We start from the raw sequence: 16,285 nt of genomic DNA, 5'->3' as shown, positions 1-16,285 counted from the left end.
CGAGGAGGGCAAGTACCGCACCCAGGACCTTCCCTGCCTCGCCCCCCGCTGCGGTCGTACCCGGCGGGGGGCGAGGGTGGAGGCGGACTCCGCCGCACGTGCTTCGGGCCGGCTGCACCGCTGACGCCGTACACCGCGCCCCTGGACCGCCCCCGTCGCCGTCCTGTCGTACGAGATTGGCGCAGGAACTCCAGCGACCCTGTCAAGTCACCAGTTCGGGTGACTTTAAGCGCACTTCCGTGCGAGTGAGTGTGAAGGCGGCCTCGGCTGAGCGCAGCCGTGCACGACCGTGCGTACAGCTCAGTAGCGGACCAGGGAGAACACGTGAGGCAATTTCGCCTGCTCGTCGTGGGCAACGGCTTCTCGGCGTACGGCAGTTACCTGAACATGGTCGCCCTCAACGTCTTCATCTACGAGGTGACCGACAGCGCCCTGGCCGCAGGGATCTTCATGGCCGTACGCCTGATGACCAGCGTCGTATCCGGCTTTGCGAGCGGAAGGCTGGTCTCGGCGTACGACCGCAAGAGGTTGATGGTCGGCGCCGATCTGACCCAGTGCGCGGCAATGGTAGCCCTGCTGATCGCTCCTGAGCCCTCGCGCGCGGGACTTCTGTACCTGCTGGCCGTCGTCACCGGCTTCTGCTCGACCCTGTCGGGGGTGGCGCTGCGCACCAGCATCCCGGAGATCGTCGGCAGTGATCTGCGCATGCGAGCCAACGCGCAGCTGTCGACGGGGCGTTCTCTGGCGATGATCGCCGGGTTCGCCTCCGCCGGTGTGGTGGTCGCCCAGTGGGGATACGTCGCCGCCATCTCGCTGGACGCCGTCACGTTCGCGGTGTCGGCCTGCCTTCTGCTCTCGCTGCCGATCCGTACGCGAGCGCAGAAGGAGAAGAGGGAGGAGAGGAGCGGGGAGGAGAGAAGCGAGGACGGCTCGGTGTCCGGGCGAGCGCGGAAGGCAGGCTCGCTCATGCTGCTGTCTGCTGCCCCCGTGCTCGCGGTCATGCTGGTGGTCCGGGCTGCCGACGGCCTCGGCTCCTCGTCGCACAACGTCGCCCTGCCCGTTTACTCCAGCATCCTGGACCCGTCCCACCCGGCCACGTTCGTCAGCCAGTTCTGGGCGACGTGGGCCATCGGCAACATCGTCATGCAACAGGTGTGCAGCAGGTGGGCCGGGCGCGGCGGACGACAGGGACCCGGGGAACGGGCCTTCGCGATCGGGGCCTGTGTGATGTCTGCCGCGTTCATCGTGGTGTTCGCCGGCCTGCCCACGGGCGTGGCCGTCGCGGCGGCCCTGATGGCGGGAATGGCCGACGGGCTCACCGAGACCGCCTACGTCACCCGGCTCCAGGCGGCCCCCGACGAGCAGCGCGGCCGGCTCTTCGGCCTGTCCGCGTCGGTCGAGAACACCGGTTTCGGTCTGGGGATGCTGGTCAGCGGCGCGCTCCTGGACCGCTTCACACCGTTCCACGTGGTGGGCCTGCTGCACGGACTGGCGATCGTGCTGTGCGTCGGGCTCTTCATCGTTCTGGTGCGGCACTCGCGTCGGCCCGGGTCCGCGCCCCCGGGAGAACAGAGCGCGCCGGCCGTGGGGAGCGAGGCCCGATGACCGTCAGTCGCGATGTTCCCGTGGCCGTCGTCGGGATGTCCTTCCGCTTTCCCGGTGCGAACACGCCGGAGGAGTTCTGGCGCACGATCCACGACGGTACGGACCGCATCCATCGCTTCACCGAGGCCGAACTGGCCGCTGCGGGAGTGCCCGAAGAGCAGTACAGCGCCGACGACTTCGTCGGAGCGAGCGGACTCCTCGCCGACATCGCGGGCTTCGACGCGGGCTTCTTCGGGATGAGCGCGCACGAGGCCGAGATCACCGATCCGCAGCACCGGCTGTTCCTCGAATGCGTGCACCACGCCCTGGAGAACGCCGGGTACGCGGGAGGTGCGGAGGGCGCCTCGGAGGGGGCGGATTCCGACGGAGGAGGCCATGAGATCGGTGTCTATGCCAGCACCGGCTACCACCTCTACTCCCTGCAGACCTACCTCCAGAACAACGTCCTCCCGGGCGGCATCGACGACTGGCTCGCCGGAATGCAGGCGACCGTCGGCAACTTCACCGACTTCAACGCCAACCGCGCCGCCTTCCGCCTCGGTCTGACGGGCCCGGCGGTCAACGTGCAGACGGCCTGCTCCAGTTCACTGATGGCGGTGCACCTCGCCGCGCAGGCCGTGGCCGCGGAGGACTGCGCCGTCGCCGTCGCCGGAGCCACCGCCGTCCACGTGCCGCAGGTCCTCGGCTACCCGTACGTGAAGGGCTCCATCCTCTCCAGGAGCGGGCGGCTGCGGCCCTTCGACGCCGCATCGGACGGGACGGTCGGCGGCACGGGTGTGGCAGCCGTGGTACTCAAGTGCCTCGAACGGGCCGTCGCGGACGGTGACCACATCCATGGCGTCATCCGAGGCAGGGGGGTCGTCAACGACGGTGCGGGCAAAAGGACGTTCGCAGCGCCCAGCGCGGACGGCCAGCGCAAGACAATCCGGCGTGCCCTGGAGAGGGCGGGCATTGGCGCGGGCACCGTCGGCTACCTGGAGACGCACGGGACCGGAACGTACAAGGGCGACCCGATCGAGTTCGAGGGTGCCACCGCCGCGTTCCGCGCGGACACCGATCGCACGGGCTACTGCGCCCTGGGCTCGGTCAAGGCGAACATCGGTCACCTCGACGTGTGTTCGGGCCTGGCGGGGATGATCAAGGCTCTGCTCGTGCTGCAGCACGGAGTCATCCCGCCGATGGCGGGCTTCCGCCGCCCCAACCCGGCACTCGACCTCGCGGCGAGCCCGTTCTACATCCCCGAGTCCGCTCGGCCCTGGCCGCGGAGCGACGTACCTCGCAGGGCCTGCGTCAGTTCGTTCGGCATCGGCGGCACGAACGTCCACATCGTCCTGGAACAGGCCCCCGAGCCCGCGCCGCGCCCCGCCGACGCGTTGCCTCCCCCGGCCGTCCTGACGATCGCGGGCCACACGCCGGCGGCCCTCGCCGACAACGCCCGCGCCCTGCGCGACCACCTGCGTACGCACCCCGGCACGCACCCCGCGGACCTCGTGACGACGCTGGCGCTCGGCCGCGCCCACCGCAGGCACCGCCTCGCGGTACGCGGCGACACCGTGGGCGCGTTCACGAGCGCTCTCGACGCCTGGATCACGGATCCACGCCCGACGGGAGACGCGGAGGCCGCGGGCGTCGGGTTCCTGTTCACCGGGCAGGGCAGCATCCACCGGGGCGCCGCACGCACCCTCCATGCGCGCTTCCCCGTCGTACGCGAGGTCCTGGACTCCTGCGAGCGGCAGTACGCCGCGCTCACCGGCGGCGACAGCCTCCTCGAACCGCTGCTCTGCGAGGAGTACGAGGGCGGGGCCGAGCCCGCCTGGCCCACCGAGGTCGCACAGCCTGCGCTCTTCGCGTTCCAGTGCGCGCTCGTCCGCCTGTGGCGCGCGGCCAACATCGTGCCCCACGTGGTGGCCGGGCACAGCGTGGGCGAGTACGCGGCGCTGTACGCGGCCGGGGTGCTGTCCGCCGAGGACGGGCTCCGCCTGACGGCGGAGCGCGGCAGGCTGATGCAGCAGTACTGCGCGCCGGGCGCGATGGTCGCGGTCCCGATCGGGGCACGCGCGGCGCGGGAGCTGGCCACCGAGGTTCCGGGGGTGGAGCTCGCCGTCACCAACGGCGCACGCAGCCAGGTCCTGGCGGGCCCGGCCGACGCCGTGGCACGCCTGAAGGAACTGCTGGCCGAGCGCGACGTCCCGGCCCGTGGGCTTCCGGTGCACCACGCGTTCCACACCGCCCTGATGGATCCCGTCCTCGACGGGCTGCGGGAACTGTTCGCAGGGGTGGAACTCCGGCCGTGCGAAGTGCCGTTCGTCAGCGGCCTGGATGGGCGCACGCGGCCGGCGGGCTGGGTCGCGGACCCGGAGTACTTCGTACGGCAGGCGCGTCAGCCGGTGCAATTCGCTGACGTACTGAGGGAGTTGGGGGCATCTCACAGGAGCTTCGGCGCCCTGGTGGAGATCGGACCGCACACAACGCTGAGCGGGCTCGCACGGCGGGAGCTGCCGGGCAAGGCCGCGTATCCGACGCTGCGGCGCGGGGCGGGGCTCGAACCGCTGTGGGACGCGGTGGCGGGCCTGTACCGGGGCGGGGCTCCGGTCGACTGGCGGGTGCTGGCGGAAGGGGCGGGCCGCAGGATCCCCCTGCCCGGATACCGATTCCAGCACAAGGACTACTGGACAGGGCCGGAGAACCACTTCTCCAGGTCCGCACAACCGACAAGGGACGGGTTCGCAGTGGCACAGGACGAGGCAGCGGTCGAGCGCGTGCTCCAGCACATCATCAAGGTCACCGCGAAGCATCTCGGCTACGACACGAACGAGGTGGCCGAGGACGCCAACTTCTTCGATCTCGGCGCCGACTCACTGCAAATGATCGGCGTACTGCGCGAGTTGGAGGAGGAACACCAGGTCAAGGTGTCGATGCGGGAGCTCTTCGAGGAAGCGGGCACGGCGAAGGAGCTGGCGCGGATCATCGCGCGGAAGGCAGGCGGCCCGGAAGTGGCCGCACCGCCCCGGGCGCCCGCCTCATCCGAGCCCGCCGCACGGCCCGTGGCGCCCGCCCCGTCAGTGGCCGCCGTGCCACCTGCCCGCGCGCCGGAGCCGGTGGTCCATGAGCCCTCGTCCGTGGCCCATGAGCCCGTGGCGGTCGACCCGGCGCCCGTACCGGTCGCGGCCTTCACCCCCGCCCCGGTCGAGTACGCCACGCGCCGCGAAGTGGACGATCTCGTACGCCAGGTGCACCAGCTCTCCCAGATGCAGCTTCAACTCATGCGTCACCTCTCGCAGCTGCTGGCCTCGCAGACCGGGGAGGCGGGCCGATGACCGGGACTGACGCCGTCGGCGCATCGGCGGCGGTCGACCAGGATCTCGCCGCGATGACCGAGCTTTCGCAACGCATCTCCCGCCAGATGGGGCCGCCAGTCGCAGAGGAGGAGCAGCCCAGCGTCAGGGCCGCCCAGCACGGGCCGCGCCTGGAAGTCGCCCGCGCGTCCGGCATGGTCCGCGGCGGCGCGTCCGACGCCCAACGGGCGCACCTGGAGGACCTGGTGCGCCGCTACACCGCCAAGACGCCCACCTCGAAGCGGATCGCCCAGCGCTACCGCCGGGTGCTCGCCGACAGCCGCGCGGCCGTCGGGTTCCGCAGCAGCACGAAGGAGATGCTGTACCCCATCGCGGGCCGGCGGGCGCGGGGCTCGCAGCTTGAGGACATCGACGGCAACCGCTACGTCGACATCACCATGGGCTTCGGCGTGCTGCTCTTCGGCCACGAACCCGCCTTCGTCACCGAGGCGGTCCGCGAGCACCTCTCCCGTGGCGTCCAGCTCGGCCCGCGCAACGTGGAGACCGGCGAAGCCGCCGAGCTGCTCGCCGAGCTGACAGGCCTGGAACGGGTCGCCTTCGCCAACTCGGGTACGGAGGCGAACTCCGCCGCCATTCGGCTCGCCCGCGCCGCCACCGGACGCTCTCGCATCATCACCTTCGAGGGCGCCTACCACGGCCATGCCGACAACGTCCTCGGCCGCTCCCCCGGCACCGGGGGCGAGGGACTCACCACCGTTCCCCTGTCCGCGGGGATCCCGCACAATGCCGTCGCCGACCTCCTTGTCCTCCCGTACGGCAGTGACGAGAGTCTCGCTGTCATCGAGCAGCAGGCGGGCGACATCGCGGCGGTCGTCGTCGAGCCGGTGCAGAGCCGTCACCCGTCGCTGCGCCCTGCCGACTTCGTACGGCGGCTGCGCGAACTGACCCGGCGGCACGGCATCGTGCTGCTCTTCGACGAGATGCTGACCGGCTTCCGCCCCGCGCTGCGCGGCGCCCAGGAGCTCTACGGCGTCACTCCCGACCTGGCCACCTACGGCAAGGTGCTCGGCGGCGGATTCCCCATCGGAGCGATTGCCGGGCGCTCCGACATCATGGACGGCATCGACGGCGGGCACTGGAATTACGGGGACGACAGCTACCCGTCGGCCGACACCACGTTCTTTGGCGGCACCTACATCCAGCACCCGGTGTCGATGGTCGCCGCCCGCGCCGTACTGGCGCATCTCAAGGAGCACAGCCCTCGGTTGCAGGAGCGGCTGAACGCGCGCACCGACGAGCTGGCCGCGACGCTCAACGCGTTCTTCGAGGCGGAGGGGTTCGCCCTGAGCATGAGCCACTTCGGCTCGCAGTTCCGCTTCGAGCAGCGCGCCGACATGGAGTTGCTCTACCACCACCTCATGCTGCGCGGCGTCCATGTGTGGGAATGGCGGAACTTCTTCCTGTCCACCGAACACACCGACAGCGACGTCGAGTTCATCGTGGAAGCGGTCAAGGGGTCACTGCGCGAGCTGCGCGACGGAGGCTTCTTCCGCGGGAGGCCGAGAGTCGCCCCCGCGCCCTCGCCGGAGCCCCGGGCCCAGGCCATGGCCATGGCCTGGAACAGGGCGGCCACGGCTCGCCCGGAGCCGAAGCCGGCACCGCAGCCAGCACCGGAGCCGGAGCCAGAGCCGGAGCCGGAGCAGCAGCCCCCCTCCGGGGCGGCAGCCCAACAGGACGCTCGAACACTGGACTTCGGCGTCTACTTCTTCGGCGACTATCCGCAGGACGAGACGGCCTCCCGGCACGGAAAGTACGACCAGATTCTGGAGACCGCTCGCTTCGCCGACCGCCACGGCTTCCACTCCCTGTGGATTCCCGAACGGCACTTCCACTCCTTCGGCGGCCTGTTCCCCAACCCCGCCGTGCTCGCTGCGGCCCTCGCCCGCGAGACCGACCGCGTCCGCATCAACGCCGGCTCCGTGGTGCTGCCGCTCCATGACCCGATCCGCGTCGCCGAAGAGTGGTCGATGGTCGACAACCTCTCCGGGGGGCGGATCGGCATCGGCTGCGCCAGCGGCTGGCACGCCGACGACTTCGCCTTCTTCCCCGACCGCTTCGGTTCCCACAAGGAGCTGATGTACGAACAGGTCGAGCAGATAAGGAAGTTGTGGCGCGGTGAGCCGGTGCGCCGCACCACCGGAGACGGCGAGAGCGACCTGCGGCTGTTCCCCCGCCCCGTCCAGGACACCCCGCCCATGTACACGGCCGTCGTCGGCAACCCCGCGTCCTACGAGCTGGCCGCCCGCCACGGCCTGGGCATCGTCACCAATCTGATGACGCAGAGCCTTGAGCAGCTCCGGGAGAACATCGCGCTCTTCCGCCGCACACGCGCCCGGCACGGCCTGGACCCGGACACGGGGCGAGTGGCCGTCCTGCTGCACACCTTCCTCGCCGAGGACCATGTGGAGGCGCGTGCCACGGCGCGCGATCCGCTGTCCCGGTACATGCGCGCCTCCCTGTCCCTGTTCGGGAACGTCGCCAACAGTCTGGGTCACCGGGTCGACCTGTCGGCAATGACCGACGACGATCTGGACGTGGTGTTCGGGCGGGCCTACGACCGTTACTGCGACCAGCGAGCTCTCATCGGCAGCCCCGAAAGCGTGCGGCCCGTCGTGGACGCCGTGCGTGCAGCGGGCGCCGACGAGGTCGTCGCGCTCGTCGACTTCGGCGTCGAGCCCGACGCGATGCGCTCCGGCCTCGTCCATCTCGACGCGCTGCGCCGCGACTGCGCGACCACCCCCGTGGCGACAACGGCCCCCATGGTCGCGGAGACGCCCGGGGCGGGCTCCGCGCCCCTGTTGGTCACGGACACGCCCGTGGCGGACCCCGCTCCCCTGTCCCCCGGCCAGCAGCGGATCTGGTTCCTGGAGCGGATGCTCCCCGGTCGTACCGCCTACAACGAGACCAAGGCGATCGACCTGGAAGGCCCGCTGGACGTCGCCGCGCTGCGGGCCGCCCTGCGCGCCCTGGTCGGACGGCACGAGCAGCTGCGTACGGTGTTCCGGGAAGTGGCAGGCGAGTCAAGGCAGTTCGTACAGCCCGCGGCGGACGTGGACTTCGCGGTCATCGACGGCACGGGCGCAGGGGACGCGGTGACCGACACTCTCCGCGCCGAGAGCGAGCGCCGCTTCGACCTGGCGCGGGGCCCGCTGTTCGCCACGCGCCTCGTCCGACTCGGCGATCGACGACACGTGCTGGTGCTGTCCCTGCACCACATCGTGATGGACGCGGCATCGGCCGCGGTGCTCGCCCGCGACGTGTCCGCCCTGTACCGGGGGGCGTTGCCCGGCGCGCCCGCCGCGAAGCTGCCCGCCCTCACCCGTACGTACGCCGACCATGCCCGTCGGCAGCTCGCTTCCCTCGGCGACGCGAAGACGGCGGAGGACCTCGCCTACTGGAAGAAGACGCTCGCCGGCGACCTGCCCGTCCTGGAGCTGCCCACTGACCGGCCCAGGCCCGCCGTGATGACCTCCAACGGCCGCGCCCTGTTCCGTACGCTCGGCCCTGAACTGTCGGAGCGGGTACGGGCATTGAGCCGCAAGCGGCGCAGCACCCTCTTCATGGCCCTGCTCGCCGGATACGCGGCCGCGCTGCACCGCGTCACCGGTCAGGACGACCTCGTCATCGGCACCCCGATGTCCGACCGCACACCCCCGTACGAGGACGTCGTCGGCTTCTTCGTCAACACTCTGGCACTGCGCATCGACCTCTCCGGCGACCCGGACTTCGGCACGCTCCTGGACCGGGTGCGTGGCGTCGCCCTGGACGCGTACGACCACGCCGACGTGCCGTTCGGGACGGTCGTGCGGGAGCTGGCGCCGGCGCGGGCGCTCGACCGGATTCCGGTCTTCCAGACGCTGGCCGAGTTCGAGACCGGTGACCCCTTCCGGTTCGACCTGCCCGGGGTCCGGGCCACGCCGCTCGACTCGGGTCCCGACAAGGCGCTCGCCGACGTCAGCGTGTACTTCACCGACCAGGAGGACGGCATCCGTTGCCACCTGGAGTACAACACCGATCTCTTCGACGAGGCGACGGTGGACGCACTCTTCGGGACGTTCCGGGACGTTCTCACCGAGGCGGTGGAGACCGCCACCCTTCTCGCATGTGAAGAGGGCACGGCGATCCCGGATGCGTGGCGGCGGGGGAAGGTCCGGCAACCGACCCGGAGCACCGTCGATTCCCTGGTCTCGCGGTGGGCCGCGGTCGCCCCGGATCGCACCGCGGTGAGCTGTGGTGAAGCCGCTCTCACTTACGGTGAGCTGAACGAACGCGCGGATCGCCTCGCGGCGTCTCTGCGGGCGGAGGGCGAGGCCGGAGCGCCGGTCGCCCTGTGGCTGCCGCATGGCACCGACCTGGTCGTCGCCATGCTCGCGGCTCTCAAGTCGGGCCACGGATATGTTCCGTTGGACCCGGGGCAGGGGTGGGCGCGGGCCGAGGCCATCCTCAAGGAGTGCGGCGCACGGATCCTGGTGAGCGACAGCGGGCGGACGGACACGCCGTCAACGCCGCCGGGCGGGATCGTCGTGGTCGCCGTCGACGCCCAAGCAGCACCCGACCCGCTGCGCGACCCGGCTCCTGCGCCCGATCCGATGGACGATCCGCCCCCCGCGCCCGGCCCCGAATCCCTCTGTTTCGTCATCCACACCTCCGGCAGCACCGGTACCCCCAAGGGCGTCGCCGTGCCGCACCGGGCCGTCGTGGACCTGTGCCAGTGGCACCACGAGCGTTTCGGGTTCACCGCGGACGACCGCAGCGCAGCTGTGTGCAGCCAGGGCTTCGACGCCGCAGCCCTGGAGATCTGGCCCGCACTGACCGCGGGAGCGACGGTCGTCGTGGCCGACGAGGCGGTCCGCAGGGACCCGGCCGCGCTGGCCCGCTGGTACGCGGACCTGCGGATCAGCTTCTCCATCCTTCCGACGGCCCTGGGAGAGGCGGTCCTCGCGCTCCCGGCCGCACAACAGCCCCCGCTTCGCCACCTCTTGGTGGGCGGCGACGTGCTGCGCACCCGCCCGCGTCCCGGTGTTCCCTACGAGACGGTGAACGTCTACGGCCCCACCGAGGTGACCGTGCTGTGCACGGTCGAGACGGTGGAACCACAAGCACCGGGCGCCGCGGCGGTCCCGATCCCGATCGGCCGGCCGGTGGACAACGTCACGCTGCGGGTGCTCGACGGGCACGGCCGCGAGGTCCCCGTCGGAGAGGTGGGTGAGCTGTACGTCGGCGGCCCCGGTGTGGCCACCGGCTACCTCGGCCGGCCGGACCTGACGGCGGAGCGCTTCGTCCGCGACCCGCTAGGCACCGAGGGGCGGATGTACCGCACCGGCGACCTCGTGCGCTGGAACGAGTCGGGAGCACTGGAGTTCCGTGGGAGGTCCGACGATCAGGTGAAGATACGGGGTTACCGCGTCGAGCCCGAGGAAGTCTCCCGCGCGCTCAACGGCCTGCCGGAGGTCGGCGAAGCGGTCGTCATGACCCGCCGCAACCGGCGGGGCGAGGCTCAGCTCGCCGCCTTCGTGGTCCCCACGGGGCCGGCCGGACGGCCGCAGGAGTTCGCCGACCGTCTTACGGAGGAGCTGGCCGGAAGGCTGCCGGACCACCTGGTGCCGCATGCCTGGGCTGTGCTGCCCGCCCTCCCCCTGTCCGCGAACGGCAAGCTGGACCGGGCCACCCTGCCCGCCGCCTCCGTCGTGACCGCGACTGCCGCTCCCACTCCCGTCCGGGCGACGACGCCGGTGGCCCGCCCGACGGCTGCCCGGGCCGACGAGGTGCGCCTGAGGCGGCTGTGGGCCGAGGAGTTCGAGGTGGACATCGCGGCGATCGGCCCCGACGCCTCCTTCTTCGACCTCGGCGGCCATTCGATCACGGCGATCCGGCTGACCAACAGGGTGCGTGAGGCGTTCGGTGTCGAGTACCCCATCGCGCGCTTCTACGCGGAGCCCACGCTTAACGCCATGGCGACGTACCTCGCCGGTGGTGGCGCTCTCGGGGGCGCCGACGATCCTGACGGCGCCCCCGGGGACAGCAGGAATACGGGCAGGGAGGCCCGGGAAACCGACAGGGTGACGGTCGGCCGCGCACCGGCCACCGTCCAGCAGAGCACCTTCATCGGCCGCCACCAGTCACACCCCCGTCCGCAGGTCTACAACGTGGCCATGCGCCTCACCTTCACGGGCACGCTGGACGTACCGGCTCTGCGCACCGCACTGACCGGACTGGTTTCGCGCCACGAGGCGTTGCGCACGCGCTTCGTACAGGACGACGAGGGCGAGTGGTGGCAGGAGGCGTTGCGGTCCAGGCCGGTGGAGCTGCCGGAGGAGGATTTGGCTGCGGAGCCGGACCCGGAGACCGAGGCGGCACGCGTGGCAGCGGAGACGGCCGCGGTCCCATTCGACATCCGGGCCGAGCTCGCCCCGGTGTTCCGCCTGCTGCGCACGGGCAGTGACCGTTGGGAGCTGCTCTTCGTCCTGCACCACGCCGCCTGCGACGGATGGTCGGTCAGTGTCCTGCTGCGCGAACTGGCAGCGCTGTACCGGGCTGCGGCCACCGGCGTACCGCACGGCCTCTCGGAGCGCGTACCGCAGCCGAGCGAGTACGCGCGGTGGCAGCGCGAACGGAGCCGCACGCAGGACAAGGGCCGTCTGATCGACTACTGGGCGAGGGAGTTGAAGGGCGCCCCGTTCGGCTCGTCGCTGCCCCTGGACCGGCCCCGCCCGAAGGAGCCCACAGGAAGGGGCGACGTCGTGCTGTTCACGGTGGGGCGCAGAACGCGTACCGACCTGGAAGAACTGGCGCGACGGCGCCGCACGACGCCCTTCGTGGTGACGGCCGCCGCCCTGGCCACGCTGCTGTCCGGACTGACCGGCGAGCCGGACGTCGTCCTCGGCATCTCCCACGCCAATCGCGAGCGGCGGGAGTTCGAGGCGCTGGCGGCCTGCACGGTCTCGTCGTTCACGCTGCGGGTCCGCGGCGAGGCCGAGTCGTTCGGCGCGCTCGTGGACCAGGTGGCACGCAGCACGGTCGAGGCGATGGACCACGCCGCACCGATCCGCGCGATGGCCGCCGAACTGAGTGCCGCGTGGGGCACGGAGGTACCTGACAAGCTGCCGTTCGGTTTCCAGTACCAGAGCTCTCTGGAGACGGACATTGAACTGCCGGGCGTGACCACGGCTGTCGAGGACGTCGTGGTCCCCGGCGCACGCTCCGAGTTCAACTTCGGCCTGGTCCCCACGGGCGACGTACTGTCCGGCTACGTGGAGTACTCGACCGACCTGTGGGACCGCACCACGGTCGAGGCGTGGACCACCGCGTACGTCCGCCTCCTGGGCAGGGAAACCGCAGCCGCCCTGGGCGAGGACGTCTGAGGAGAGAGGGGGCGATCGCGGATCCCGGCGACGGACAAGGCCGCAGAGCGACCTCGTCAAGATCCGGACCGGGAGCGGGCCAACTCCGCTCCCCACCGCGAGCATTCATTCTTTTCCGCAGGTCAGGAAGCTAGGAATCCGTGTACCACCAGCAGACGAAGAACCTCCTGGTGTCGTACTCGCCGAAGAAGCCGGGCTTCTTCTAGACACAGAAGAAGGGTGCCTGAACAGGGGTTTTCCCTGCCGGGCACCCTTCGGGGCGTACGGCTAAGAGATCAGCTCATCTGGCTAGCCCGGTGAAGTGTTGGTCGTGGTGGGGATCGTCGAGCGGCTGGTGCCGGACGAGTTGTGGGAGTTGTTCCAGCGGGTGGTGCCGGAGGCTCCGTCGCGGCCGCAAGGCGGTGGCCGACGTCGGCATGGTGACCGGGAGGCGCTCGCCCGGGTGCTGCGGCGCGACGACGTCATCGCCGTTCCCAGGGCTTCGACGGTGGCGCACGTGGAGGACAATCACGCCGCCCTCGGCATCAGCCTCACCGACGAGGACCTCAAGGCACTGGATGCCGCGTTCCGCGCGCCCGTACGCAAGGAGCCCCCGGAAATCCTGTAGCAGGGGTGCGGGGGGGGCGGCGTCCTGCGCATTCCCGGGCCCGTCGGGGCCCGGCTCGTCCCGGCCGTCGCTCTCCCGGGGCGGCTACTTGATGGCCAGGGGGTTGATCGGCGAGCCCACCGCGCGGGTGAACTTCAGTGGTGATCCCGCGTAGAGGAATTCGTAGACGCCGTCTGCCGCGCAGGACGCCGCCAGGGCTTCCAGGTCCAGGATCTCCGCCAGCGTGACGCCCATGTCCCGGATCAGCACCATGTGCAGTTCGAACATGCCCGCCTTGTTCTCGCCCGGCACCACCTCGATCGCGTGGTTGTCGGCGCCGACCACCGCGACGTCCCGGTCCCGCAGCCACTCGGCGCAGGCCAGGCCGAGACCGGGTTCGGTGTCCATGAACGCCGTCGCGTCTCGGTCGGAGGTGAACTTCCGCCACCAGCCGGTGCGCAGCAACAGGATGTCACCGGGACCCACCGTGACGCCGTGGGCCCGTTCGGCCTCCTCCAGGTCGGCCGGGGAGATGAGGTGGCCGCCGGGCAGCCAGTCGACGCCGTTCAGGCCTGCGATGTCGAGCAGCACACCGCGGCCGGTGATGCCGTTGGCCTGGGTGTGGATGCCGCAGCGCTGAGCGCCCTTGCTCGTCACGTCCCGGCTGGGGTGACCGTTGTAGAGCCGGCCGTCGTAGTGGATGTGGGACAGCGCGTCGTACTGGCTGCCGGCCTGCAGCGGCATGAAGACGTAGTCGTCCGCCCAGGTCAGGCCGCCCGGCAGTTCCTGCTCCTGACCGTTCTCGGACATCAGCCGGATCGGGTTGACGCGGAACCCGCCGGGTTGCGGGCCGTCGGAGTCGAGGGGGATCCCGAGGTCGAACACCTCGCCGGTACGGACCAGCTTCGCCGCCTCGACGATGCGGGCGGGGGTGATCAGGTTGGTGGTGCCGCGTTCGTCGTCGGCGCCCCAGCGGCCCCAGTTGCTCAGCCGGGCGCCCAGGGCCCGTACGTCGGGCACCTCCGGGTCGGCGGGGGGTTCGGTGGCGGCGGTGACGGGATCAGTCATGAGCAGGCCTTTCAGCTGTGGGCAGTTCAGTGGTGCGGAGCCCCGGTGGAACGGATCACTTCATGCCGGCCAGGTCGATTCCCCGTGTCTCGCGCATCGTCAGTGCAGCGACCGCGCTCAGCAGGCACAGCACGGTGGCGTACAGGGTGAAGATCCAGGACAGGCCGGCGTTCTCCAGCAGTTGGCCGAGATAGGGTGCGCTGCCGCCGAACACCGTGTTCGCCAGGGAGGTCGCGATGCCTATGCCCTTGCTGCGGAAATTCGTCGGCAGCATCTCCGAGACCAGGGCCGGGTAGATGGCGGCCATCATGGCCCACAGCAGTACGGCGGACAGTTCCGAGGCGAACAGTGTCTCCGGCTCGGCGCCGACCATCAGCGTGATCGGGAAGGCGAACACCGCACAGCCCAGCGCATAGCCGAGCGCCAGGGGTCTGCGCCCGTACCGGTCGGAGAGGCGGCCCCAGAGCGGCAGGCTCAGGAGCCCGATGAACTGGGCCGCGAATCCCGCCGTGAAGGCCTCGTTGGCGGGCATCCCGTGCCGGCTCACGGCGTTGCCGGCGCCGAAGACGATCCAGGAGTAGTACATGACCCCGATGCTGGCGGTGATGATCACTATGCGGAGTCCGGCACCGATCAGTCTGCGCCGGGGCCAGGCCGCCCGCTCGGCCGCCGCCGTGCCGCCGCCGTCCGCGGACTGTTGTTCCTCGAACACGTCGCTCTCCACTGCGGTGCGCCGCAGATGGAGGGCGAACACGCCGAGCAGCCCGCCGACCATGAAGGGGACCCGCCACCCCCACGAGGCGAGGGCTTCGGTGGGGAGCACGGCCGTCAGGACCGCGCCCAGGCCGGTGGCCAGCAGGGTGCCCGCGGAGACACCGGTGAAGACCGAGCTCGACCACAGGCCGCGCCGGGCGGGTGGGGCCAGTTCCGACACGTATGCGAAGGCTGCTGCGGACTCGCCGCCGTGCCCGAGCCCCTGGGCGAGCCGGGCGAGGAGCAGAAGCACCGAGGACCAGACGCCGATGCTGTCGTAACCCGGAGTCAGGCCGACGACCAGGCTGCTGGCCGCCGTCAGCAGCATCGTGGCGACGAGCACCGCCCGTCGCCCGATCCGGTCGGCCAGCGCGCCGAACAGCACGCCGCCGAGCGGACGGGTCACGAAGCCGACCGCGAACACGGCGAACGTGCTCAGCAGCGCCGACAGCGGATCGGACTTGTCGAAGAGGGCCGACGCGAGGAACGTGGCGAAGACCGCGTAGACGTTCCAGTCGTACCACTCCAGGGCGTTGCCCACGACGCTGGCGACGAGCGACCTGCGCACCGCCCGGGGCGGGGAGTGCCGGTCGCGGACGCGGAGAGCCCCGGACTTCTTCGGGGTCACTTCAGCCCCGGGGGGTTCACGAGCGACCTGTCGATCATCGCCGATTCGAGCCCCCACTTCTTCATGATCTGCTGGTAGACGCCGCTTTCCATGAGTTCCTGGGTGGCGAGCTGCAGGGGCTTGGTGAGCGGGGATCCGGCCTTCAGCAGGAAGCCGATGTGCTCGTTGTAGATCTTGTTGACGTAGGTGAGCCGGTGCGGCTGGCGTTCGGCGGCGTACTGGAGGAACACGCTGGACAGGACCAGGACGTCCATCTTGTTCTGGGACAGCGCCAGCATGCTGTCGGCGGTGCCCCGGTACACGGAGACGCGGTAGCTGTCCTTGCCCTTCGCCGCGCACTTCGAGGCGTTGTTGTGCAGCAGCTCCTCGAAGCTGGTTCCCGCGTTGGTGCCGACCCGCAGCCCGCAGAGGTCCGACACCTCGCGGACGGGCGGCTGTTTGCGCTGGGCCCGTACCAGGAAACCGAATCCGTCGTCGTAGTACGTGACGAAGTCGGCCTGCTTCTTGCGTTCCTCGGTCACTCCGAAGTTGCCCTGCCCGATGTCGTAGCGCCCGGACCTGATCGCCGGGATGATCTGGTCGAAGGTGGCGTCCTCGCTCTCCATCCGGACGCCCAGCACCTTGCCCACGGCCTTCTGCAGGTCGATCTCGACGCCGACCAGTTCCTTGGTGTCCTCCGTGTAGTAGCGGACGGGTGCGCTGCCCTTGGCCGCGGTCGCGACCTTGATGCGGCCCGACGCGCGAACGGCCGCGGGGAGCTGCGCCGCGATGGCGTCGACGCGCGACACCTTGGACAGCACGTCCTGCGAGGGGTCGATCTCGCCGGGCAGCTGTGCCCCGGAGGTGCCGCACGCGGTCGCGGTCAGCAACGCGCACAGGCCCAGGGCCAGTCTCGTACGGGTGCGGGACGTCCAGGAGGGCGGCATGG

At 70.7% G+C, this 16,285-nt stretch carries 7 protein-coding genes; 4 read left to right on the top strand and 3 right to left on the bottom strand.

Annotated elements, in window-relative coordinates:
* Positions 1-324: 324 nt before the first annotated feature.
* The 4 genes from ACIP93_RS24430 to ACIP93_RS24415 all read left to right on the top strand — a co-directional run bounded on the left by ACIP93_RS24430 (position 325) and on the right by ACIP93_RS24415 (position 12,929).
* A complete protein-coding gene (locus ACIP93_RS24430; protein ID WP_401761675.1) occupies positions 325-1,605 on the top strand; it encodes an MFS transporter in 1,281 nt (426 codons plus the stop codon).
* A complete protein-coding gene (locus ACIP93_RS24425) occupies positions 1,602-4,922 on the top strand; it encodes a type I polyketide synthase (protein ID WP_401761673.1) in 3,321 nt (1,106 codons plus the stop codon). Before ACIP93_RS24430 ends, ACIP93_RS24425 begins: the two co-directional genes overlap by 4 nt.
* A complete protein-coding gene (locus ACIP93_RS24420) occupies positions 4,919-12,322 on the top strand; it encodes a MupA/Atu3671 family FMN-dependent luciferase-like monooxygenase (protein WP_401761671.1) in 7,404 nt (2,467 codons plus the stop codon). The genes ACIP93_RS24425 and ACIP93_RS24420 overlap by 4 nt, the downstream gene beginning before the upstream one ends.
* A 310-nt stretch (positions 12,323-12,632) precedes the next feature.
* A complete protein-coding gene (locus ACIP93_RS24415) occupies positions 12,633-12,929 on the top strand; it encodes a hypothetical protein (protein WP_401761669.1) in 297 nt (98 codons plus the stop codon).
* Between the two features lie 84 nt (positions 12,930-13,013).
* On the opposite strand, the gene ACIP93_RS24410 is transcribed toward ACIP93_RS24415, so the two are convergent.
* The 3 genes from ACIP93_RS24410 to ACIP93_RS24400 are packed head-to-tail and all read right to left on the bottom strand — an operon-like array spanning position 13,014 to position 16,283.
* Positions 13,014-13,976: a cyclase family protein gene (locus ACIP93_RS24410; RefSeq protein WP_345226201.1), complete on the bottom strand. Its 963-nt coding sequence runs from the start codon at positions 13,974-13,976 to the stop codon at positions 13,014-13,016.
* Between the two features lie 55 nt (positions 13,977-14,031).
* Positions 14,032-15,357: an MFS transporter gene (locus tag ACIP93_RS24405; RefSeq protein WP_401761667.1), complete on the bottom strand. Its 1,326-nt coding sequence runs from the start codon at positions 15,355-15,357 to the stop codon at positions 14,032-14,034.
* On the bottom strand, positions 15,354-16,283 hold the full coding sequence (locus ACIP93_RS24400; protein WP_345226768.1) for an ABC transporter substrate-binding protein: 930 nt from the start codon (positions 16,281-16,283) through the stop codon (positions 15,354-15,356). The genes ACIP93_RS24405 and ACIP93_RS24400 overlap by 4 nt, the downstream gene beginning before the upstream one ends.
* Positions 16,284-16,285: the final 2 nt, after the last annotated feature.

Source organism: Streptomyces sp. NPDC088745, assembly GCF_044751045.1.
Classification (GTDB): domain Bacteria; phylum Actinomycetota; class Actinomycetes; order Streptomycetales; family Streptomycetaceae; genus Streptomyces; species Streptomyces cremeus.
This window is presented reverse-complemented; position numbering and strand designations above follow the sequence as displayed.

What these genes read in the sequence shown, in the direction of transcription:
- ACIP93_RS24400 (WP_345226768.1), bottom strand. Translation starts at nt 16,283, where the DNA reads ATGCCGCCCTCCTGGACGTCCCGCACCCGTACGAGACTGGCCCTGGGC.
- ACIP93_RS24420 (WP_401761671.1), top strand. Translation starts at nt 4,919, where the DNA reads ATGACCGGGACTGACGCCGTCGGCGCATCGGCGGCGGTCGACCAGGAT.
- ACIP93_RS24425 (WP_401761673.1), top strand. Translation starts at nt 1,602, where the DNA reads ATGACCGTCAGTCGCGATGTTCCCGTGGCCGTCGTCGGGATGTCCTTC.
- ACIP93_RS24410 (WP_345226201.1), bottom strand. Translation starts at nt 13,976, where the DNA reads ATGACTGATCCCGTCACCGCCGCCACCGAACCCCCCGCCGACCCGGAG.